This window comes from Flavobacterium piscis, from assembly GCF_031457575.1.
GTDB classification, from domain to species: domain Bacteria; phylum Bacteroidota; class Bacteroidia; order Flavobacteriales; family Flavobacteriaceae; genus Flavobacterium; species Flavobacterium piscis_A.
In genome coordinates this window covers 63,191-86,546 of sequence record NZ_JAVDWQ010000003.1, presented here as the reverse complement: position 1 = coordinate 86,546, position 23,356 = coordinate 63,191, and the positions used below count along the sequence as shown (strand labels likewise).

The following is a 23,356-nucleotide window of genomic DNA, read 5'->3' as shown; positions in this document are numbered from 1 at the left end:
ATTTGATTGGCCCTTTTTTAATTTTATACCGCTTTAGAATACAATTTTAGCCTACCATTATCGAGAATTGAATTTATAGTTTTAAAATACCCTCCAGAAGGAAAGGTATTTGTATCAATCCCAATACTGCAATTATCATAAGGCATATATTTTTTGAGATTTGAAACCGAAAACAATCCAATTGTTGGCGTCTGAACGGAACTTGCCAAATGCATAATTCCGCTGTCAGCACCAATAAAAAGATCGGCATTGGCAATCACGGCCCCTATTTCCCTAATATTTTTACTGTAAAATGTTGGAGCCTGAAAGGCTATTTGCGAAACATTTTCAACCGGTAAAATCTCAATTATATTAAAATCTTTATACTCAGCCTTTAGTTTGGCATAAAAATCTTCCCACCAGTTTTTTGACAAACATTTATTTCCTGTTCCGTAAGTAAAAATACAAATAGTCCTTTTGGAGTTCCCAACTATGTTGTTTAAAATATTTTTTCCTCCTAACAATTCGGAAGAATCTAATTTAAGGTCTAAAGGGGCAATAATTTTATTACTTTTTCTAAGTCCGAATTTTGTCAAATAGTTTCTAAAATTGTAAACAGGATATTTTGCGATATGGTTATAATCACTTTTTATTTCTTGATTTTGTTCATTTAAATCTCCGAAGCATTTATATTTAGCATCACTAAATTGTACGGCCAGTCGTCCTGATGACGACCCCTGGTCAACGTTTATTACAAGATCGTATTTTTGTTTTTTGATTGAAATCCAAACTTTAAGGTAAACGATTAAATTATTGAAAGGTTTTTTAGGCAGCTCTATTGCTTTATGAAAATTAACATAATTCTTAAAAATGACTGGCGCCAAAGTTCCTTTAACAAATAGATCAATTTTGCAATTTGGAAAAGTTTCAGCCACTTCCTGAACAAGTGGGGATATCAATAAAAGGTTTCCCAATCTGGCATTTGGCCTGCAAATTAAAACTCTTTTTATTTCGTTTTTATCGACTAAAAAAAAGCCGTCTTTAAATTTTGATTTTCCTACATTCCTGGTCAGATTTCGCATAAAAATGCGCCTAAAAGCATTTATTTCACTCCAAATACCCATTTTATCAATATTTACACTGTTAGATTTACCTTTAAATTCACTAAGAATAAACTGTTTTGAATTTCTCAAATCTAAGTTCTTTCTTTCTTTAAAAGTAAAATCTTCCAATAAGTAATTATTACAAAATTGTAATGAAAAGTATCAACTTTTACATGTATAAATATGATTTTTATCCGTTTAACTAAATATCAATTGTTACCACATATCCTTCTGAGCCACGAATATTAAACACAATTCCATTTTCAAAAATCAGATATTGTCCTTTTATTCCAATTAATTTCCCCTGAAATGAAGGTGTTTTATCCAAATTTAAACTTGTCACTTTAGCCGGATAATGTAAAACCGGATAATTCAATTCGTAAAGGTCGTTTTTCTGGTTATAGAAATAGTCTCTTGCTTCTGCCGGAAGTAAACTTTCAACTTTTGCTTTTTCCGCAATTAAATCACAAGATCCTGCAGCACAAAGCATTTTTCGCCAATTGGTTTTATCTGCATAATGATTTTTTAACGCTACCTCAGTAATTCCGGCTAGATATCGGTTAGGCACCTCAACCACTACAATTGCCTGCGTCGCACCCTGATCTATCCAGCGTGTTGGAACCTGGGTTTTACGGGTTACCCCAACTTTTATTTCACTTGACAATGCAAGATATACAACATGAGGCTGCAATTGCACTTTTTGTTCATAGCCAAGATCACGATCTGCAATTCCTAAATGCGCTGTACTGAGTTCTGGCCTCATGATCCAGTCGCCCACAGCCGGGCTCGAATAAAAACAATCGTAACAAAAACCTTGTCTGAATATTTTCTTTTTTTTGTCACAATTCAAGCATTGATTACCTACGAAGTTAATCTCAATTTCTTTATTCAGTAATTGATTTACATTTAGGAAACTATCCTGGAAAACCAAATAATATTGAATTGGATTTCCTATTTCAGTTTGCATTTTCGTAAGTACACCTTGGTATGTCATTTGATATTTTGATTGCTTAATTTAGAATTTAAAATGTGAATCGTATTAGGAATCTTTACCTGTAAAAAAATTGTTTTTTATAAAAAAACACTATTTTTGATATAACGCCAAAGTTAGTATTTGTCTATTAATATTCAAATTTTAAATTTCCGGCTTTTTGCGTTAATGATAAAAAGCAACCCCAAAATCTAAATTCATTCATGCCAATATCTATAATAAATTCGTTTGCCTCATGGGTTCTGAAACAAAGAATTCATCAAATTGAACTTTTTTTAAAATATCCCAACGAAGTTCAGGAAGAGCTGCTGCACAATTTATTAACTGCCTCAGAAAACACCATTTTCGGAAAAAAATATGAATTTTCATCGATAAATTCGTATCAGACTTTTGCCGAAAGAGTCCCAATTGCCACTTATGAAGAATTACAGCCTTTGATTGAACGCACACGTCAGGGCGAACAAAATGTTTTTTGGGAAACACCTATAAAATGGTTTGCAAAATCGAGCGGAACTACTAATGCCAAAAGTAAATTTATTCCGGTAAGTAACGAAGCTCTGGAAGATTGTCATTATAAAGGGAGCAAGGATTTACTTTGCTTATATCTGAACAACAATGAAGATTCAGAATTATTTGTGGGTAAAAGCCTTCGCTTAGGTGGAAGTTCTCAGATTTATGAAAACAATAATACTTTTTTTGGGGATTTGTCTGCTATTTTGATTGAAAATATGCCAATTTGGGCTGAATTCAGCAGTACGCCAAGTAATAAAATTTCGCTGATGACAGAATGGGAAAGTAAAATTGCTGCCATCATTAGCGAAACGAAACATGAAAATGTGACCAGTTTTGCCGGAGTTCCTTCGTGGATGCTGGTTTTAATGAACAGGGTTCTGGAAGATACCGGAAAAGGAAATCTACTGGAGGTTTGGCCGAATCTGGAAGTTTATTTTCATGGGGGCGTGAGTTTTTCTCCCTACAAAGAACAATACAAAAACATACTGCCAAGCAAGGATTTTAAATATTATGAAATCTATAATGCCTCCGAAGGTTTTTTTGCCATTCAGGATTTGAATAATTCCAGTGATTTATTGTTGATGCTGGATTACGGGATTTTCTACGAATTTATTCCGATGGATACTTTTGATACTCCAAACCAAAAAGTAGTTCGTTTAGCTGATGTAGAATTAAATAAAAACTATGCGATCGTCATTACTACCAATTCCGGTTTGTGGCGCTATTTAATTGGTGATACTGTTCGTTTTACTTCATTGAATCCGTATAGAATTCGGGTTACCGGCAGAACCAAACATCATATTAATGTTTTTGGTGAAGAATTAATGGTCGAAAATACGGATCAGGCAATTGCCAAAGCGTGCGAAATTACCCAAGCCGATGTCGTTGAGTATACCGTTGCCCCTATATTCATGAAGGACAAAGAAAAAGGAGCCCACGAATGGATGATTGAATTCAAGAAAAAACCAGCTGATGTTGGCCTTTTCCAGAAAGTGCTTGATGAAACTTTGCAGACTTTAAACTCTGATTATGAAGCCAAACGCTACAATAATATGACTTTGAATCCTTTGGTGATTAATGTTGCCAGAGAAAATTTATTTTATGACTGGTTAAAGGAACGTGATAAATTAGGTGGACAGCACAAGATTCCGAGGCTTTCGAATCAGAGGGATTATCTGGAGCGGTTGAAGGAGATGTAGGGGTTTAAATATTTAATCATTCTGAAAAGACCTCCAAAACAAATATATAGCTTCCTGATTAAATCAATTTTTAATATTAAATCAATGGTTATTCGGGTTTCATATCAATCGGCAGAAGAAGAAAAACTAATTTTCGAATGGATCGATAAAGTAATAGAATTTTTCCCTGAATTAGAAAAAGATATATTTAGTAGCATAATGTATAGTTTAAATTGTAATGAAAACAATTCAATTATACACGGAGTTGGAAATACAATGTTGAGATTAAACATTTTTGAAAAAGTCGAAAATTATAGAGTTCAATTTTCAGATTTTGGAAGAGATGTAAAAAAGCATGGAATATAAAAGTATTGAAAAACAGAAAGAAAAATTTAAGTACGATAAAGAAATAGAAAATTTAGAGTTCTCAATAAAAATGAATAAATGGTTATTGAAGACAAAATGGTTACCATATAACCTTAATTCAATAATGAACTAAGGTTTTTTTTTATTTTCATTGCGGAGTTTCTAATGTGATTTCTCCTTACGTCGAAATGACAAAAACAGTTACATCATATCAATATACCTGTCGTGATATCCTAATAAATACAAAACCCCGTCAAGACCTAAGCTTGAAATAGAAGTTGAGGCACTTTCTTTTACTTTTGGTTTAGCGTGGAAAGCAATTCCGAGACCGGCTAAGTTAATCATTGGCAAATCGTTTGCACCATCACCAACCGCAATAGTCTGGTTGATATGAATGCCCTCTTTTTCTGCAATAGCCATTAGATATTCTGCTTTTTTCAGACCATCTACGATATCTCCCAGATATTTACCTGTTAACTTTCCGTCTATAATTTCTAACTGATTGGCATGAACATAATCTATGCCCAGCTCTTTTTGCAGGTATTCGCCAAAATAGGTAAAACCTCCTGATAAAATGGCGGTTTTGTAACCATAATATTTTAAGGCTTTCATTAAACGGTGTGCCCCTTTTGTGATAGGTAAATTTTCAGCCACTTTTTGCAAAACATCTTCACTCAGGCCTTCCAGCAACGCCATACGTTTTTTGAAACTTTCATTAAAATCGATTTCACCATTCATGGCAGATTCCGTAATGGCCTTTACCTGTTCACCTACGCCATTCAGTTCAGCCAATTCATCTATTACTTCTGCCTGAATTAAGGTAGAATCCATATCGAAACAAACCAGGCGTCTGTTTCTTCTGTAAATATTGTCTTCCTGAAAAGAAATATCGACATCCAGTGTTCTTGAAATTTCCATAAAACTTGCCGTCATATCAATCTTATTGACTATCTCTCCGGTTACTGCCAATTGTATGCAGGAACGGGGATATTCTTCTTTTTCAACAACAGAAGTTCTTCCGGTTAATCGTATGATAGAGTTGATATTCAGATTTTGGTCTGTCATTATTTTAGTCACGGCAGCCAATTGTGCAGCCGTTAATTTTTCTCCTAAAATATTGATTATATAACGTTGTTTGGACTGTGATTTTACCCACACTTCGTAATCATCAATTGAAATCGGAATAAACTTAACCTTCACTTCGAGTTCGTAAGCTTTAAACAGCAAATCTTTTAAGACAGGCCCTGAACTTGAGCCGGCTTCAATTTCAAATAAAATACCTAATGATAAGGTATCGTGAATATCGGCCTGGCCAATATCTAAAACAACGGCATCATAAGTAGCTAATACTGATGTTAAACCAGCGGTAACTCCCGGTTTGTCATGTCCTGAAACTTTTAATAAAATTATCTCTTTATCTTCTAGTGCCATTTTATCCTTATTGATTTAGAAGCGACAAAAATCGGCAATCTATTGTTGATAAAAAAGAATATTCTTTGTTTTTTTCCAAACAAAAAAGCACATAACGATGTACTTTTTGAATTAATTTAACAATTATGTTCGCTTATTAAAATAACCTAACTTTTTAATTATTTGTTTGGTTCATTTACATCGAAATTTACCATCCAGTTGATTCCAAATTTATCGGTAAACATGCCGAAATAAGCTCCCCAAAAAGTGTTATCCATAGGCATGAAGACGTTTCCTCCTGCTGAAAGTCCGTTAAAAATTCGGTCTGCTTCTTCTTTGCTTTCGACATTAATCGATACTGAAAAATTCCCTCCGAAAGTTACATCTCCGGATTGTTCATTGCTGTCACTTCCCATTAAAACAGTGTTTCCAATTGGCAGCGAAACGTGCATTATTCGATTTGCATCTTTCTCTGATACTTCGCCACAACCTCCTTCTGCATCTGAAGGCATATCTTTAAATTTTCCGATATACAAAAATTCTCCTCCAAAAACTGATTTGTAAAACAGAAAAGCTTCTTCGCAATTTCCATTAAACATTAAATAAGGGTTTACTGATGTTGCCATGATTTGATATTTCTATTGTTATTATTTATTGTTATTGCAACCTAATTTTCCGAAAGTTCTTTCACCGTTTCCAATCCCTTCGGAAAAGCCTCTTTAAAATAATCGATATATTTTTCGACCACATCAACCTGAGCTGTTAAATCTGTAAACTCATCGTTGGGAGTTAATCGATAGGTTTCCATTGCTCCGCTCCACTTTTTTGTCTCTTCATCAATTGGCAGTTCCTTGAAATCTTTTATTTCGCCAATATGTTTGAACGCCATGTACTCATTAGCAATTTTAGTTTCAATAATACTATTCATTCCTTCTCCATTTGGAGACATAAAATGTATTTTATCCCCTTCGTTCCAATCGCTTATTGCGTATGAACCCTCGCAAAAAGCTCCTGTCCACTTTCTGTAAGTCTCATCATCCCATAGTACTGACCAGACTTTTTCTACAGTGGCCTTAATTCTAATTGTAAATTCTAATGTTTCCATATCTAATTTATTTAGGTAATTTATCAAAATCCATGAATACTATATTCCAGCGATGACCATCCAAATCGGCAAAACCACAGCCGTACATCCATCCCTGACTTTCTGCCGGCAGACTAAAAACGTTTCCTCCAGCTTCTATTATCTTCTCTGCCAAAGCGTCAACTTCTTCCCTGCTTTCAGCATCTATCGAAATTAGAATTTCAGAACCTGATTGTGTATCGGTCAGTCCATTTTGAGAAAAACCGGCAAACATTGATTCTTCAAAAAGCATTACTACAAAATGTCCTTCTCCCACTACCATGCAGGTAGAACTTGGTGTGTCATGTTGCTTGTTAAACGAAAAGCCCAGTTTCCAGAAAAAGTCTTTTGCTTTCGCAACATTCTTTACAGGCAGATTCAGCCAAATTTGTTTTGTCATAATATTATTTTAAAATAATTAAACCATATAAGTCATATAAGATAATTAAGCATGCTTTTACCAGGAATTGTTTACTCGCAAAGGCGCAGAGTCGAAAAAAAAACTTAAAAAGATAAACTTTGTGACTTCGCGTCTTTGCGAGATTAATTAATTTTGTTCAACATAACTTTTAAAATTATCTAAAATAGCCTGCCATCCTCCGCGTTGCATTTCTTCTGGATTTTCAGTTTCAGGATCAAAACTTTCTGTAATTTCTACTCCGTTCGATGTTTCTTTGAAAATGATTTCCGCTTTTCTTCCATCACCCATTACATATTGTATGGCTTCATTTTGTTTTATCAATGTATATTCACCTCCAAAATCAAAACTCATGCTGCTATCTTTTGCTGCCATATTGGTTGTAAATTTCCCACCTTCTCTTAAATCATTTTCAGCATATTGGCTGTGCCAATCCGGCGAAGCAAATGCCCATTTTGTAATATGTTCAGGTAATGTCCAAAATTCCCAAACCTTTTCTATTGACCCATTAATTGTTGTTTGTACTGTAATCATGTAGTTATCTATTAAAAAATATTTATTTTTTCGAAGCACTTATCCATTCTTCTATAATTTTTTCCAACTCCTCTTTTCCGTTTTCAATCTCCTGGCTGTTTTTAAAAATTAGGATTGCCCTGTCGTTTTCTTTCCACATTAACATTTTATTTTTATTTTCAATCAATTTGTTTTTGGGCTGCTCCTGCTTTTTTGCTCCTCTGTGAAAAATCAGTTGAACTTTTGTGGTCATTGGCTGAATCCTCATTGTAATCCTGTCTTCGTTTTCAAAGCAATAATTAGGCGCATTCCATTTTATATTTTCAGTCAAATCTTTATTTGATGCTAAAATGCAATCCCTTAGTTCCTCTATCTCTTTTCTAAACGGATGGTTTAATTCGTTCAAAAATTCAGTTACTTCACTGCTTTTATTTGCTGGCTTTATCATTTAATTTTCTTCTGCATACTTTTTAAAATTATCAATAACGCCCCGGCAAAATTGCTTTTGTCCACTTGCAGGATGTGCTATTTCAGGTTCAAATATTTCTGCAACTTTCACTATATCTCCCTGACTTTCAAATTAAACACTTCCTTTTCTGTTATCGACAAGTTGATATTCAATAACTGAAAAATTGTCTGTTTTAGTATAAATTCCTTCATAATCAAAACTGACACTTCCATCTTTTGTCACCATTGTATATTTAAATTTCCCTCCAACCCTCACATCATTTTCTACAGATGGTGTATGCCAGTCATCAGTAGGATTATTCCATTTCTGAATATGATTTGGGGTTGTCCAGAATTCCCAAACTTTATCAATTGAAGCATTCACAGTAGTCTGTACAGTAATCATTTTTTAATTATTTAATTTAAACAATTAACCCATTTGTGGCATCTGACTTTCATCCATATAGAAAATCTCCCAGTGATGCCCGTCAATATCCAGGAAAGTACGTTGATACATCCATTCGTAATCCTGAGTTTTCATATAATCAGTTCCTCCGGATTTAACCACTTTTTCCATTATTTCATCTACCTCCTCTCGGGTTTCAACAGAAATTGCAATGATAGCTTCGTTTGTGGTATCGGTATTACAAATCTCTTTTTCTGTAAATGTTTTGTAAAACTCTTCAACTAAAAGCATTACGTTTATATTTTCTCCTATAATTAAACAGGTGCCTTTTTCATTCGTAAATTTCGGATTAAACGAAAATCCCAGTTGGGTAAAAAATGCAATTGACCGATTTAAATCTTTAACAGGAAGATTCAGGAAAATTTTTGTTTTCATGTTTTATAAAATTACAAATTATTTAAAACAAATTTAAAATTTCAAAACCGGTTTTAAATTACAATTAAAGTCAACTTTAGGGTCATTTAAGACAAAAGTTATACCTTCGTAATACAGTAAAAGAAAAAATCATGAGCACGAAAGTAGGTTTGATCATCCCTTACGACTATAAATTATTAAGTATTGCAGCGATTTTAGAAGTTTTTGAAACGGCTAATAAACTACATAAGGAAAATGAAAAACCTTTTGAAATAATGCTTTTTCAATCGGCTGAACAAATCAATGAAAAAAAATTATTCGGATATGAAGTTAATTCTATTGAAACTTGCAGTAAAGATTTAGACCTAATTTTGATTCCCGCTTTTACTACAGATAATATGAGCGAGATGATTGCCCGGAATAAAAAATTCATTCCGTGGCTTCAGAAGCATCATCAGTCAGGGGCAGAACTGGCAAGTTTTTGTACGGGTGCGTTTTTGTTTGCCGCTTCAGGTTTGCTTAACGAAAAACTAGCCACAACGCATGTTGATGCCTGCAGTGCTTTTACGAAAGCTTTCCCTTTAGTCAAATTAAAACCAGAAGAAACCTTAACTGCTGATGGCAGTTTATATACCAGTGGCGGCTCTACCTCAACCTTTCATTTATTGATTCTTTTGGTACAGAAATATTGTGGAAACGAAATTGCCGTTCAGATTGCGAAGATATTTTCGATTGATTTAAACCGATACAAACAAAGCTATTTCAGCACTTTCAGACCCAATCATTTACACAATGACAGTTTGGTTGCTATGCTGCAGCAAAAAATTGAAAACCATTACAGTACAATTGAAAAACTGGAAGAAATTACAAAAGATATTCCAACCAGCGCCCGAAACATGACGAGAAGATTTAAGCAGGTTACCGGAATTCCGCCAATTGAATATCTGCAGAATATCAGGGTTGAAAGTTCCAAAAAGTATCTGGAACAGACACAGCTTTCAATTTCTGAAATTATCGAAAAAACAGGGTATAACGACCCAAAAGCTTTCAGAAAAGTATTTTTTAAAATGGTCGGCATGAAACCAATTGAATATCGGGAGAAGTTTAGGGTTCAGTAGTTTTTTTAGGAGCAGAAATTTTATTTTCATAAGAGCTTTCAGTCCTGCTATCCGCTGTATCTATTGTTGCGAACCCCGCAGCAATAGGATGACGCTTCTATCAGGGCTCACGAGAAATTTCCTTTTCTCAAAAAAGGAATATAAAACTTAGATTAAAACACAAATTCGCAGTGCAAAAAGAAATAAAAAAATGCCTCAGGAACATAATATCCTGAGGCTATTTTTGTTATATGAAAGCTATTAGATTATTATTTTATAATAATCTTACCTGAATATTGATTGTTAAGTAATAAAATATAAATATCATCAGGCAAAATTTGATTCAACACTACCTCTATATTACCTCTGTCATTTTTAACTGATTTTAAATAAATAGTCTGCCCTGCTAAATTAATTAATTTCACCTGCACCTCTTTTCCAATTAAATCTGTATTGGTAGTGATTGTAAATCTGTTATTCACAATTGGGTTAGGGTAAATAACAGTATTTTTTAGTATCACAACATCAGTTAAACCTTCAACTTTATTGTTAACTGTTTTCAGGGTAGACTGATTCTCTGCATTTATTTCCTGAGCACTCAATGCCCGGCTATAAATCTTAAACCCATCAATAGCGCCTTTAAACATAGGGTCATTCCATTGAGATTTACCCAAATAATTCTGATTTGTACTGCCAATAGTTGACGGTTTAATAGAAACTGTGGTGTTCGAAGCAACAGCAGTCCCATTGATGTACAAAGTACAAGTGTTTTCAGACTGGGTAACAGCAAAATGGGTCCAGGTACCAAGCGGTAAAATATAATTAAAACTAACCTGTTTTTCCGCTCCTCCATTCTTAATGGCATAACGCATAACATTAGCACTTCCTGCCTGAACAGTTAAAAACATATATTTGTTGGTACCAGTACCAAAGTCAAAAACACGCATCCAGTTATCCAAAGCATCCATTTTTACCCATGCCGAAATAGTAAAATTCGACAAAGAGCTAACAATTCCGGCAGGTAAGGTTGCATAAGAGGTCGCTGTTCCGTCTAACTTAAGAGCAAGTCCTGAATGACCAGTAGCTCGTGTTGCTGTTGTTTGCAAAATACCATGATTGGCTCCCCAACCATCTATTGCCTGGTTTCCGGTTTGTTCATCAAATTTCAGGAAACTAATTTGTCCTGTATCTGGTATCGCCATCACTTCAGCACTATTAGGATTTTCTCCAAGACTATTTATTACAGAAACTACATAATAATAAGTATTCCCATTAGTAACCGCAGTATCGGTAAATTTTGGTCCGGAGACAGTTCCAACAATTGTATATGTACCACCAGAAGAGGCTGAACGTTTGATGTTGTAACTGGAATTTAGAATAGAATCCCATTCAATACTATTTTTAGCATCACCTGCTGCAACTTTAACATTATTTACAATAGCATATACTGTTAAAACTTGTGCTTGTGATGCTGCCGGTGCGTAAACGTTATTTCCTTCCTGTGAAGCGGTAATAGTTGAAGTCCCGGAAGCAAGAATATGAATTTTGCCATTTACAATACTGGCTACTGACTCATCCGAACTGGTATACGTTACAGAAAGACCTGAAGAAGCAATAGCGCCTGCATCAAAATCTGAATCTCCTGTTATTTTTGAAGATAAGGCATTGAACGAAATAGTCTGATCATTCTTAACTACAATCAGGTTGCGTTTAACCGCATCGGCAGGATAATAATTTGCATCTCCGGCTTGTGTGGCTGTGATTTCGGAAGTTCCGGCACCAACGATATGAATTTTTCCGTTTGCAATTGTTGCTACGCTTTCATTGGAACTTGAATATGCCGCCGTTAATCCTGAACTGGATACAGCTTCGCCAAAATCTGGGTCTCCCACTTTCATCGTAGCTATTTCCGGGAAGGATATAGTTTGATAGGATGGAGCAACCAAGGCCTGCAACTCGGCAACAGTCTGAACCGTTTTCACCCAATCCACCTGATAATTGGTTTCCCCTGATGTAATATCAGCAACCTTAAACTGAAAGGTTGTAAGTGACGTAGCATCAGTAGTTGATAACATAGCAGGAGTTGCCCCAAAACCCGTTTGAGTCAGATCGTAATAATAAATATCCTCTCCTACTTTTCCTGTCCACTTATTAGCACCATTACCATATGAGCCTAAGTTAGTATCAAAAATAAAACTACAGGTCACGGGCTTTTTTATTTTAATGGCAAGGATTGGAAAATTCCCCGCATGAACACTTATAGTAGTACCTTTTTTTATGTCTCCCCTGCCTTTTCCATTGGATTGAAGAACTGTAGTAACTTTTAACTGGCCATTTTCACTACTGGCCACTGACCCTGCTGTAACAGCATTCCAGACATCTGTTGTATTCGTGAAATTATTATCAATTAATCCCAAATTTGAAAAAGTATAATCGTTGGCTGTATTTAAATAAAAGAATAGAGAGCCATACCCGGGATTATCAGCTCCAAAAGGCGCTCCTTCCGGTCCCATTTGCCCTAATACCGTTTTGGTCTGGGGCATTGCAATGCCTTTACGGTAAACGTAGTGGTTGTAAGCAATTTCAAATACTGCCCTAAATGCACCTCTTCCGTTGGGAGAAATAGCTGTAGGAGTATAATCGGTATAATTTTTTTCGCAGTAATCATAACTTGTTTGATAAGGAACATCTAAGCCCAGGTTATATTGCGAGGTATATTCATAACCTCTCATTATGGCATTATTGTTAGTTGCATAAAGATCAACTCCTTGCTTTAAAGCCATTTCTGCTAACTCTGCCAGTGAGCCAAGTGCCAGCATCGTATGTGGCTGGTCGCGGTTGCTCTCCTGTAATTGTCCGGCATCCGTAAGTACATAGTTTTTGATGCTTCCATTGCCTTCTCCATAATAATAGTAGTTTACGGTTTTGTTAAACATAGCTGTATCTTCGGTAAATATGGCAATTCCCATCAATGCTTTCATACAAATGATATCCCAATTACCATGACCGCATGGCCTGAAATTACCTATTACAGGATAAAAGACAGATTTCAGCATGTTCTGACATTGCAAAATTTTATTCGCTGGCCAGGCCGGATAGATCGAGCGCATGATTTCTGCTGCATTAACCAACATAAATCCATACAAACCATTTAACTCGGCATCTGATCCCACTATAGATTGAGTTGTGGCGGAATAAGCATCCAATATCTGAATTGCTTTTAAAGCATGGGCCTCATTGCCGGTAATTTTATACATTAATGCATTTTGATAAGCCGCAAGAAAATCACTTTCAACATTGTTTTTAACCGTTCCTCCTCCTGTTCCGTCAATAGTAAGGGAAGCATCTCTTGTAAGAGCACTGTATGGCCCTCTCATGGTATAGGTAGCAGATGATTTTCCGGAAACCAATAACTGTTGGTAACTCTGATAGGGACGGGTAACTTGCCGATCAACAAGATCTTTTATCCTGTTAAGATCATCTGTACTATGAAGTAAACCCGGATGAACGAATGTTCCGCTAAACTCAAATTGAGGATTCGTATTTCCTGAAGGATTTAAGAAGGAGCGTAATGCATCCACAGAAGCAAAACTCTTTACCCAGTCTGCTTCATAATTGGTTTTATTAGCAGCAATCTCTGCATCAGTCAGTACAATGTCAGCAATTTTAATCTGAAATAGCGATAATGTAGTCGCCTGAGTAGTAGAAAGTGTAGTAGAACCCAACTTACCGGTAGAAAGATCCCAATAATATACGTTGCCTGTTTCGGTTACAATTTTAGTACCGTTATTATTGGTAGCCTTATAAGATCCTAAGTTAGTATCAAAGAAATAATTACAACGTGGAGGTTTGTTTATCTTTATAGCAATTATTGGATAATTCCCTGCATGAAAAGTTATCCCTCCATTCTTTTTAATATCAGCACGATATTTCCCTCCTGATGGTGGTGGAAAAGTGACAAAAAGCTTTCCATTTTGAATTTGGCTCGTTGAACCTGCAGTAACAGCTCCCCAATTAAATGTAGAGCCAGTGGAAAAATCATCATTAATTAAACCTGTTTGCCCTTGAGTCTTAATAAAGGGAATAAACAACATCATCAGGCAAAATAGCCTGAGATAACTTGGTTCGGGTAGCCTTTTGTGGCTCACAACCGATGGTTTAGGAAAATTCAGTAAAGTAAGTTTTTTCATAATTTATTTATTTTAATGGTTAAATATGTTCTGATAATCTCTTAAGGAATTTTAATTGGAAATCTGGTAATGTTAATTATAAATCACAATAATTTAATTTTTGTGATTTACACACACTAAATTATAAAAAATTACTTACACATATTACGAATTAAAAAATAAAGATTATAACTTAAGAATCAAATATTATAATTTATCGTTCATTTTAATGACTTTAAAAGGAAACACCAGAGCCATCCTTCTGTCACTTTGTAATTAAGTTTTTGATGGATTTATTCTATTAGTTTTTATATAATTCCAGTATTTTAAGTGCTTCGCAATTGTGAGAAGAACAAAAACAATGTTTAATTGGCATAATATATTACTTGAATTTATAATTATTTGAAAACAATATCCTACATTTGATATATAATACAAACAATATCATAATAATATGGGATTTGTATTTGGATTTCTGCAAGGATAATAAGTTTTTGGTAGTTTTTAAAGCCTTTTATCCAACCAGGTAATAACTATAAATTATGAATTAACTAATATTTACTATGATGAAAAATTACATCTATTTCCGGAATAACTTTAAAGCAGTTGTTTTTGGAATGCTTTTGCTGCTATCGTCAGCCGGGTATTCGCAAATTACAAGAACGGTAGGTGTTGCTGGGGCAGATTATGCTACATTAAAAGGGGCATTTGATGATATCAACTCAGGTACTTTAACAGGAGTAATTACTTTACAGGTGATAGATAATACCACTGAAACAGCTGCTGCGGTATTGAACGCCAGTGGTACAGGAAGTGCCAGTTATACTACTGTTGTAATTTATCCTACTGTAACAGGTAAAACGATTTCAGGTAATTTAAACGAACCAATTATTGACCTTAATGGTGCAGATAATGTAGTGATTGACGGCAGGCTCAATCAGGCCGGGACTAAAAATCTTACGATTTCAAATACCAGTGTCGCTTCAACAGCGGGGACCTCAACCATTCGGTTTATTAACGATGCGAGTTCGAACACCATTAAGTATGCCAACATAAAAGGCTCTACTTTAGATGCCACTGGCGGAATCATTAATTTTAGTACCACTACAGCTACTACCGGTAACGACAACAATACCATTGATAACAATAATATTACTAACGCTGCCGATGCGAACAGACCTTTAAATGCTATATATTCTTTGGGAACCAGTCTAAAGGAAAACAGTGCCAATACAATCAGCAATAATAATATTTATGATTTCCTGAATAAAACGGCAGCTTCTAATGGTGTCCATCTTTTTACAAATTCAACTGCCTGGACTATTTCAGGGAATAGTTTTTATGAAACGACACAATTTAATACTGATGGTAGCATTGGTACTGCTTATGCTTTTACAGCAATTAATATTAATAATGCAGGCTTAGGTTTTACAGTATCAAACAACTTTATAGGAGGAAGTGGTGCATTATGTACAGGAACCTGGGAAAAATCATTTACCGGTGCTTCAGGTAATAACGTGGGGAGTAATAATCAATTTTCAGGAATTGCCATTAATGCTGGTATAGGAACAGCAAGCAGTATACAAGGAAATACAATTAAGGGATTTAACTGGATAAATTCAGGGAATTATACAACCGCATCTTTTAATGGTTTACTGTTGTCCGGAGGTACTCTTAATGTAGGAACAATTGTTGGAAACATCATAGGATCTCCTACAACTGCTGAAGTAATCAAATATACAAGTACCGATGGTGTTTTTAATGGTATCCAGATTAGTGCTACCTCAGTTACAACAGGAGTTATAAAAGTAGAGGGGAACATGGTGGCTAACATAAGGCTGATCAACTATTCTGCATTCTCAGGAATATACAAAAGTGGTAATAGTGCAACCGTAAACATCCAAAACAATACTATTAGAACGATTAATAGTACAGGTGTTACTGCAGTCAGATTGGCAGGGATTAGGACTGATTTTGGAATAATGAATGGTACTGGATATGGAATTATTGGTAATACGATTTCAGATATAACAAATTATTCTGTTTCAGGGTCAGCTGTTTCAGGGGTAACGGGAATCCTTACGCCAGTAAAAGCAAATATTATAAACAATTCGATATCTAACTTAACTTCTTATGCAGTAAATACCCATAATGTGGATTCAAGTGTAATTGGAATTTTTGCAAGATCAAATCAGGATTTCATAATAACAGGGAATAGGATTTGGAATATAAAAAATAATAGTCCGACTTTAGGGAGCAGTGCTGTACAGGTAGTTGGTATTTTTTGTGACCCTTCCCATTGGAGTTTTAATGAGATATCAGGTAATTTTATAGGTGATTTATCAGTAGCAGATGCCAACTCTACTGCAGCAATTATATCAGGGATTAAAATTCGTCCACAGACTAATGCTACTCTTAAACATATTAAAGTATTTAATAATATTGTGAGTATCAAAGGTACTACCAGCTCTACTATATATGGGATTTCTGAGGCAGATCTAGGCTTTACAACAACAACCGGTTATACTGATTTATATTTCAATACAGTAAATATTACCGGAGGTGCTTCAGCTGGTACTAATAATTCTTATGCTCTTTTCTCTTTTAGTTCAACAACCGCTAGAAATATAAAGAATAATATTTTTACAAATACCAGAGCCAATACCGGAACTGCATCAGGTACACATTATGCTATATCAGCATCAACAGCACCTACTTCAATGGATTATAATGACTATTACGTATCAGGGACAGGAGCTGTACTTGGCCAGTTTAATGCCGTTGATCAAACAACTTTGACAGCCTGGCAAACTGCAACGGCTCAAGATGCGAACAGTTTAAATATCGACCCGCAATTTACTCTTGCAGGCGGCACCAGTGTGCTTCATTACAAAGTAGGCGTTTCATTGCTGGGGACATCAACAAACGCAACTCCTACTATTACTACTGATTATTTAGCTAAAACCCGTACTGTTCCAACTATGGGGGCATTTGAAGGAATTGCTTCAAATATTTCTTGGGTGGGTACCACTAATAATTTATGGAATGTAGGTTCTAACTGGTCTACCGGAGTAGTACCTATATCATCTAATACAATTTCTATCAACTCAGGAACCCCTGTCCTTAATCAGGATTTTACAGTTACAGGCGATCTTATTGTTTCAGGAACGGGAACTTTAACCGTAGATCCGGCTAACACACTAACGGTGTCCGGAATTGCTGATTTTGGAGAGAGAAATGTCACTTTTAAATCGGATGCCACAGCAACAGCCCGCTTTGGGACATTTACTGGTATTTTGTGGAATGCTGATAATGTCACCGTAGAACGTTACATTCCGGCAAGACGGGCTTATCGATTTTTCTCTTCACCAGTAACCACAAGTACATCCATTTATACAAACCTGCAGGAAGGCGGAAGCAATACTGCCGGTTTAGGCACTCATATAACCGGAACAGGTGGGAGTACTAATGGTTTTGATCCTACAGGGACCAATAATCCTTCTTTGTATACTTTTGATAATGCGACACAAACGTGGATAACAGTAACTAATACCAATAACACCATACTGGCACCAACAATCCCAACTCGTTTGATGGTGCGTGGAGACAGGACTGTTAGTTTGGCTACTAATACACCAACACCTACAAATACAACGCTTAGAGCTACCGGAACTTTATTTACAGGCACAACTGGAGTTTCGCAAAATGCCATTGCAGACAATTATCTTTTTATCGGAAATCCATATCAATCACCAGTTAACATGAAAGCTACAGTAAGCAGTGCCACAAACCTTAAACAATTTTATTATGTTTGGGATCCTACTTTAGGTTCTCGCGGTGCGTATGTAGCCAGGGACTTAACTGCTGAAATAAATAGTGTCACATCTGCTGTTGATAACTACCTGCAGCCTGGTCAGGCCTGTTTTGTCCAGGTAAATGCTACGGCTGCTACGGCATTAAACTTTACGGAAGCCAATAAATATACAGCAGCAACAAATCAAAATGTGTTTCGCTTCGCAAAAACTAATGAAGAACTATCCAGCCTTCGTGTTACTTTATACGATAAAAACGCCTTAATAGCACAAGGAACTGCTGCAGATGGTTTGGTTGTTGTATTTGGGGCTGATAAAACTAATGCAATTGATGCGAATGATGCTGGAAAATTGATCAATTTAGATGAAAATCTGGCAACAAAAACAGAAGGAAAATTATTTAGTATCGAAAGTAAAGCACTACCTACTTTAACAGATGAAATTCAATTGGATATTAATACCTATCGTTCGACAGATTATACATTAGTAATTGAAGGGAAAAATATAGAAGGGGTTACAGCTAAGTTGTTTGATCAATTAAATCAGACTTATACAGAAATACCAGAATCAGCTTCAATAAATTATAATTTTTCGGTTAATGCGGCTAATTCTGCAAGTACAGCATCTAATAGATTCAAAATTGTTTTTGTCAATAAACCAACATTAAAAAATGAAATCTTTTTGTATCCAAATCCATCAACCGGAGGTGTAATCAACTTAACCTTCACAGATAATACCCAAGAATCAAAAGTTAGTATTATAAATATTATGGGACAATTAATTTACAGTAAAACGGTAGAACCAGGTCAAACTGTGAATCTAAATAAATCTTTCTCTCCAGGAATTTATTTTGTCAGGATCGAACAAGGTGAGAAATCAGTAATAAAAAAATTAATCATTAAATAATTAAAGCCGTGAAAAATAGAACCATTAATAACTTGAAAAATATCAGGTTGTTTTTTTTATTATTCTTGTTAGTAGCTATTGATACACATGCCCAACCTCCTTTTCCAGGAGATGTGGAGGATGTTCCAACAGTTCCTGTAGATGGCTGGATAATTCCAGTTATTGTATTAGGCTTAATTTTAGGATGTTATATTATAAGAAAGAGTATAATAAATAATAAAATAAATTAGTGTGTATAGACATTGCCTGCCTAATAGATTGCTTTTATAATAATAAAAAAATGAAATGTACATTTTTTATTTATGTACATTTCATTTTAGTATTTATAACTGTTCAATAAATGGACAGGTATTAAAATTTATTTTTAATTAAAATTTACGAAGCAATTTCCATTCTCTTCAATAAATTTTTGCTTAAAGTATGTTTGGCATAATCTTCATCGATTGTCAAAACCTTATCGTCTGAACTTGGCAATTCGTACATGGCGTCAGTTAGAATAGCTTCGCATAATGAACGCAATCCACGGGCACCTAATTTGTATTCTAATGCTTTATCAACGATAAAATCCAAAGCTTCATCAGTAATACTGAATTCCACTTCATCCATCAAAAATAATTTCTGATATTGTTTGATTAATGCATTTTTAGGCTGAGTCAGAATAGCACGCAATGTTTCTCTGTCCAATGGATCCATATGTGTTAAAACCGGCAAACGACCAATGATCTCCGGAATCAAACCAAAATCTTTAATATCCTTTGGAATAATATATTGTAAAAGATTGTCTTTGTCAATATTGTCAACATTTTTAGAAGTTGAATATCCCACAGCCTGACGGTTCAAACGTTTAGAAATAATACGTTCTATGCCATCAAAAGCACCTCCTGCAATAAACAGGATATTTTGCGTGTTTACTTCAACGAATTTCTGATCCGGATGCTTGCGACCTCCTTTTGGCGGTACGTTTACAACTGTTCCTTCTAATAATTTCAATAAAGCCTGTTGCACACCCTCTCCGGAAACGTCACGTGTTATAGACGGATTATCGCTCTTACGGGCAATTTTATCTATTTCATCAATAAAAACGATTCCTCTTTCGGCTTTCGTCACATCATAATCAGCAGCCTGTAGTAAACGTGTCAAAATACTTTCAACATCTTCTCCAACATAACCTGCTTCTGTCAAAACTGTTGCATCAACAATAGCCAAAGGAACATCTAACATTTTTGCAATGGTTTTTGCTACCAATGTTTTTCCGGTTCCGGTTTGCCCCACCATGATGATGTTACTTTTTTCAATCTCTACCTCATCGTCTAATTGCTGTTGCATTAAACGCTTGTAGTGATTGTAAACCGCAACCGACATTACTTTTTTTGTCTGATCCTGACCAATAACATACTGATCCAGGAAAGCTCTGATTTCTTTTGGCTTTTTTAAAATTAAGTCCCCAACCAGTTTTGCACTCCCGCTTGATTTTAATTCTTCTAATACAATTCCGTGTGCCTGTTCAATACACTTATCACAAATATGTGCATTGATACCTGCAATCAATAAATTGGTTTCTGGCTTTTTTCTTCCACAAAACGAACATTCTAATACTACTTTTGCCATTCCTTTTTTTTGTTGATAGCTGATAGTTGATGGTTGATGGTTTAAAACCAACAACTATCAACCAGCAACCAATAACTATTTATCCTCTTCTCAACACTTCATCAATCATTCCGTATTCTTTTGCTTCATCCGCTTTCATCCAGTAATCACGTTCACTGTCTTTGTGGACTCTGTCAAAAGTTTGACCAGAATGCTCAGAAATAATTTTATATAATTCATCTTTCAGTTTCAGCATTTCTCGTAAGTTGATCTCCATGTCAGTTGCAACCCCTTGTGCTCCTCCTGATGGCTGGTGAATCATTACTCTTGAATGTGGCAAAGCCGATCGTTTTCCAGCAGCTCCTGCACATAATAGTACAGCTCCCATTGAAGCCGCCATTCCTGTACAAATTGTCGCTACATCCGGTTTAATGTATTGCATGGTATCGTAAATTCCTAATCCGGCGTAAACGCTTCCTCCGGGAGAATTCAGATAAATCTGAATATCTTTTGAAGCATCGGCACTTTCTAAAAATAATAACTGCGCCTGAACGATATTCGCGATCTGATCATCGATACCAGTTCCTAAAAAGATAATCCTGTCCATCATTAATCTTGAAAACACATCTAATTGGGAAACATTCAACTGGCGTTCCTCGATAATGTATGGAGTCATGTTTGTAGGATTCATTGCAGCTACGATTTTATCGTAGTACATCGCATTTACCCCCTGGTGCTTTGTAGCAAATTTTTTAAATTCTTTACCGTAGTTCATATTTTTAGTTTAAAAGTTTGAAAGTCTAAAGTCTGAAAATGACTTTAAACGAATCAAACAAAGTTCATACCTTTTTATAAATGATGTCAATTTGTCTTCTTTTTATATTTGATGAGTTTCAAGTTTCGAAATTTATGCAATAAAAACTTAAGCTTAAAACTTAAAAAAAGAGCGTCAAAAATTATCTTTTTGACGCTCAAATATAACTATTTTTTATCTTTCAGTATCTGTAATAAAATCTTAAAATTTGAAATAAAACTAATAAACCTCTACTCCACAACTTTCGACTTTACAACTTTTTGCTTTTTAGACTGAATTTATTCTCCGTAAGACGCAGCGATAAATTCTTCGTAAGTCACTTCTTTAGTTGCCGGATTTGCCTTTTCTTTAAACACTTCTAACAATTTTTCAGCAACAACCTGCTCAGAAAGTCTTTTAACTTCTTCCTGGTTAGACAAAACTCTGGCAACAATTCCCTGAACTTCTTCGTCTGTTGGATTTGTTTGACCAAATTGAGCCATTTGTTGTCTGATTGCTTTTGTTGTGAAAGCTTTCAAATCTTCAAAAGTGATCTGAATATTACTTTGAGCCATTGCTTTTCCTTCAATTAATTGAAAACGTAATCCTTTTTCAGATCTTGCGTATTCAACTTCAGCTTCTTCCGGAGAAAGTTTTTTTTCTCCAACAGTCTGTAACCATTTTTTAAGAAATTCAGCCGGTAAATCAAATTTTGTGCTTTCGATCAGGAAATCCTGAACGTCTAACAATAATTTTTGGTCAGCTTGCTGTGCGAATTGAGCCTCAGCATCTTCTTTAATTTTAGCTTTTAAATCTTCAAGAGAAGCTACTTTTCCTTCTCCAAACAATTTATCAAATAAATCCTGGTTCAATTCTGCTAGTTCAGCACCGTTGATTGCTTCGATAGTAAAGTTTACTTCAACATCTAAACCATGCACGTCATCATGACCAACTTTTAGGTAATCCATTAATTGGTGATCATCTTCGAATAAACCTTTTGTGCTTACTGTAACAACATCCCCAACTTTTTTACCGATGAATTTATCTCCGGCAGCTTTGTTGAAAGTAGAAACTGAAATTGTAGTGGTACTATTGATACCTTTTTCTTCGTTTGAGAAAGTTCCAGTCAAATCTGAATCTGCAGCTACCACTTCCTGTGGAATTGCTTTTCCGAATTGTTTTTGGATACGCTCTACCTGACCGTCGATTAATTTATCATCAGCGGTAACGATATATTTTACGATATTGTTTTTTGCTTCTAAATCAATTTCGAAGTTAGGAACCAAACCAATTTCATATTCGAAAGTTAGTTCTTCGGCATCCCAGTCAAAATTTTCGTTTTCTTTAGCAAGAGGAGTTCCTAAAAGATTTAATCTCTCAGACTGAACAAAACGCTCTAATGCCAAATCAACAACTTTCTTAACCTCTTCCTGCTTAATAGCTTTTCCGTATTGTTTTTCAACAAGATCTTTTGGTACTTGTCCTTTTCTAAAACCTTTAACAGTTGCCAAAGGCATTTTTTCGTTTATTCTTTTTGCTACCTGACCTTTATAATCCATGTGAACAACTGTCATTACGATAGTTTCGTTCACAGCGTCTTTTGCTACTCTTTTAATATCCATCTTCTTCTTTAATTTACATAATAAAATTGGGTTGCAAAATTATAAAATTTTTGCAACCCAGCCAAGTTTTTAATCCATTGTATTTGAAGACGTTTAAAACGTGCTTTTTAATTTAAAAGTTAGTCTTCTCCAATAATTTTATTAGCAATAGATTGAAGAATTGACAAAATAATACTAAACAACAATGCTGTCCAGAATGAATCAACATGAAATCCTCCGACAATTTTGGTACAAAGCAAAATTATTACAGCATTAATAACCAGCAAAAATAGCCCAAGCGTAACAACAGTTACCGGAAATGTAAGTATTACCAATATCGGTTTTATAAAAACATTCAACAATCCCAAAACTACTGCAACAATTACGGCAGTAGTAAAACTAACAACATGTATACCTGTCATAAAATGACCAATTAACAAAACGAGGACAGCAGTAACAAGAAGTCTAATTAATAGTTTCATATTTTCTTTTTTAAAGTTTTAAATAAATGTAATGATTTTTTTGAAGCC

The 23,356-nt window shown here is 35.0% G+C and carries 20 protein-coding genes; 5 read left to right on the top strand and 15 right to left on the bottom strand.

Annotated features, from left to right (window positions below; genetic code table 11):
- Positions 1-23: 23 nt before the first annotated feature.
- Both J2W48_RS05740 and J2W48_RS05735 read right to left on the bottom strand, forming a co-directional pair.
- Positions 24-1,172 carry a glycosyltransferase family 9 protein gene (locus J2W48_RS05740; protein WP_310279295.1) on the bottom strand — a complete coding sequence of 383 codons (1,149 nt, stop codon included), beginning with the start codon at positions 1,170-1,172 and terminating at the stop codon, positions 24-26.
- Positions 1,173-1,284: 112 nt separating this feature from the next.
- Positions 1,285-2,076: a DUF2797 domain-containing protein gene (locus J2W48_RS05735; RefSeq protein WP_310279293.1), complete on the bottom strand. Its 792-nt coding sequence runs from the start codon at positions 2,074-2,076 to the stop codon at positions 1,285-1,287.
- A gap of 200 nt (positions 2,077-2,276) precedes the next feature.
- Here J2W48_RS05735 and J2W48_RS05730 point away from each other — a divergent pair, with 200 nt between their 5' ends.
- Positions 2,277-3,785, top strand: a complete 1,509-nt coding sequence (locus tag J2W48_RS05730) for a GH3 auxin-responsive promoter family protein (protein WP_310279291.1) — start codon at positions 2,277-2,279, stop codon at positions 3,783-3,785.
- An 84-nt stretch (positions 3,786-3,869) separates the two neighbouring features.
- Positions 3,870-4,130 carry a hypothetical protein gene (locus J2W48_RS05725; RefSeq protein WP_310279289.1) on the top strand — a complete coding sequence of 87 codons (261 nt, stop codon included), beginning with the start codon at positions 3,870-3,872 and terminating at the stop codon, positions 4,128-4,130.
- 201 nt (positions 4,131-4,331) lie between these two features.
- Here the strand turns inward: J2W48_RS05725 and serB are convergent, their stop codons facing one another.
- The 8 genes from serB to J2W48_RS05685 form a co-directional block, all read right to left on the bottom strand.
- Entirely contained in the window at positions 4,332-5,561 is a 1,230-nt protein-coding gene (serB, locus tag J2W48_RS05720; protein WP_310279287.1) for a phosphoserine phosphatase SerB, read from the bottom strand.
- 158 nt (positions 5,562-5,719) lie between these two features.
- Complete coding sequence (locus J2W48_RS05715) at positions 5,720-6,166, bottom strand: VOC family protein (protein ID WP_310279285.1); 447 nt, start codon at positions 6,164-6,166, stop codon at positions 5,720-5,722.
- A 41-nt stretch (positions 6,167-6,207) separates the two neighbouring features.
- Positions 6,208-6,645, bottom strand: a complete 438-nt coding sequence (locus tag J2W48_RS05710; protein ID WP_310279283.1) for an SRPBCC domain-containing protein — start codon at positions 6,643-6,645, stop codon at positions 6,208-6,210.
- 7 nt (positions 6,646-6,652) lie between these two features.
- Entirely contained in the window at positions 6,653-7,063 is a 411-nt protein-coding gene (locus J2W48_RS05705; RefSeq protein WP_310279281.1) for a VOC family protein, read from the bottom strand.
- Between the two features lie 147 nt (positions 7,064-7,210).
- Positions 7,211-7,615 carry an SRPBCC family protein gene (locus J2W48_RS05700; protein WP_310279279.1) on the bottom strand — a complete coding sequence of 135 codons (405 nt, stop codon included), beginning with the start codon at positions 7,613-7,615 and terminating at the stop codon, positions 7,211-7,213.
- A gap of 22 nt (positions 7,616-7,637) precedes the next feature.
- Positions 7,638-8,042, bottom strand: a complete 405-nt coding sequence (locus J2W48_RS05695) for a DUF1801 domain-containing protein (RefSeq protein ID WP_310279277.1) — start codon at positions 8,040-8,042, stop codon at positions 7,638-7,640.
- 132 nt (positions 8,043-8,174) lie between these two features.
- Positions 8,175-8,447 (bottom strand): SRPBCC domain-containing protein, encoded by a 273-nt coding sequence (locus J2W48_RS05690; protein WP_310279275.1) that lies wholly within the window; start codon positions 8,445-8,447, stop codon positions 8,175-8,177.
- Between the two features lie 24 nt (positions 8,448-8,471).
- Positions 8,472-8,882 (bottom strand): VOC family protein, encoded by a 411-nt coding sequence (locus J2W48_RS05685; protein ID WP_310279273.1) that lies wholly within the window; start codon positions 8,880-8,882, stop codon positions 8,472-8,474.
- Between the two features lie 131 nt (positions 8,883-9,013).
- On the opposite strand from J2W48_RS05685, the gene J2W48_RS05680 reads away from it, so the two are divergent.
- Positions 9,014-9,979 (top strand): GlxA family transcriptional regulator, encoded by a 966-nt coding sequence (locus tag J2W48_RS05680; RefSeq protein WP_310279271.1) that lies wholly within the window; start codon positions 9,014-9,016, stop codon positions 9,977-9,979.
- 248 nt (positions 9,980-10,227) lie between these two features.
- On the opposite strand, the gene J2W48_RS05675 is transcribed toward J2W48_RS05680, so the two are convergent.
- On the bottom strand, positions 10,228-14,148 hold the full coding sequence (locus tag J2W48_RS05675) for a DUF4979 domain-containing protein (protein WP_310279270.1): 3,921 nt from the start codon (positions 14,146-14,148) through the stop codon (positions 10,228-10,230).
- Between the two features lie 542 nt (positions 14,149-14,690).
- On the opposite strand from J2W48_RS05675, the gene J2W48_RS05670 reads away from it, so the two are divergent.
- Positions 14,691-18,845 carry a T9SS type A sorting domain-containing protein gene (locus tag J2W48_RS05670; RefSeq protein WP_310279268.1) on the top strand — a complete coding sequence of 1,385 codons (4,155 nt, stop codon included), beginning with the start codon at positions 14,691-14,693 and terminating at the stop codon, positions 18,843-18,845.
- A gap of 8 nt (positions 18,846-18,853) precedes the next feature.
- Positions 18,854-19,075: a hypothetical protein gene (locus J2W48_RS05665; RefSeq protein ID WP_310279266.1), complete on the top strand. Its 222-nt coding sequence runs from the start codon at positions 18,854-18,856 to the stop codon at positions 19,073-19,075.
- 145 nt (positions 19,076-19,220) lie between these two features.
- Here the strand turns inward: J2W48_RS05665 and clpX are convergent, their stop codons facing one another.
- The 4 genes from clpX to J2W48_RS05645 all read right to left on the bottom strand — a co-directional run bounded on the left by clpX (position 19,221) and on the right by J2W48_RS05645 (position 23,308).
- Positions 19,221-20,453 carry an ATP-dependent Clp protease ATP-binding subunit ClpX gene (gene clpX, locus J2W48_RS05660; RefSeq protein ID WP_310279264.1) on the bottom strand — a complete coding sequence of 411 codons (1,233 nt, stop codon included), beginning with the start codon at positions 20,451-20,453 and terminating at the stop codon, positions 19,221-19,223.
- 79 nt (positions 20,454-20,532) lie between these two features.
- Positions 20,533-21,207 carry an ATP-dependent Clp endopeptidase proteolytic subunit ClpP gene (gene clpP / locus J2W48_RS05655; RefSeq protein WP_310279263.1) on the bottom strand — a complete coding sequence of 225 codons (675 nt, stop codon included), beginning with the start codon at positions 21,205-21,207 and terminating at the stop codon, positions 20,533-20,535.
- Positions 21,208-21,524: 317 nt separating this feature from the next.
- Positions 21,525-22,847: a trigger factor gene (locus J2W48_RS05650; protein WP_310279261.1), complete on the bottom strand. Its 1,323-nt coding sequence runs from the start codon at positions 22,845-22,847 to the stop codon at positions 21,525-21,527.
- A gap of 119 nt (positions 22,848-22,966) precedes the next feature.
- Complete coding sequence (locus tag J2W48_RS05645) at positions 22,967-23,308, bottom strand: phage holin family protein (protein ID WP_310279259.1); 342 nt, start codon at positions 23,306-23,308, stop codon at positions 22,967-22,969.
- Positions 23,309-23,356: the final 48 nt, after the last annotated feature.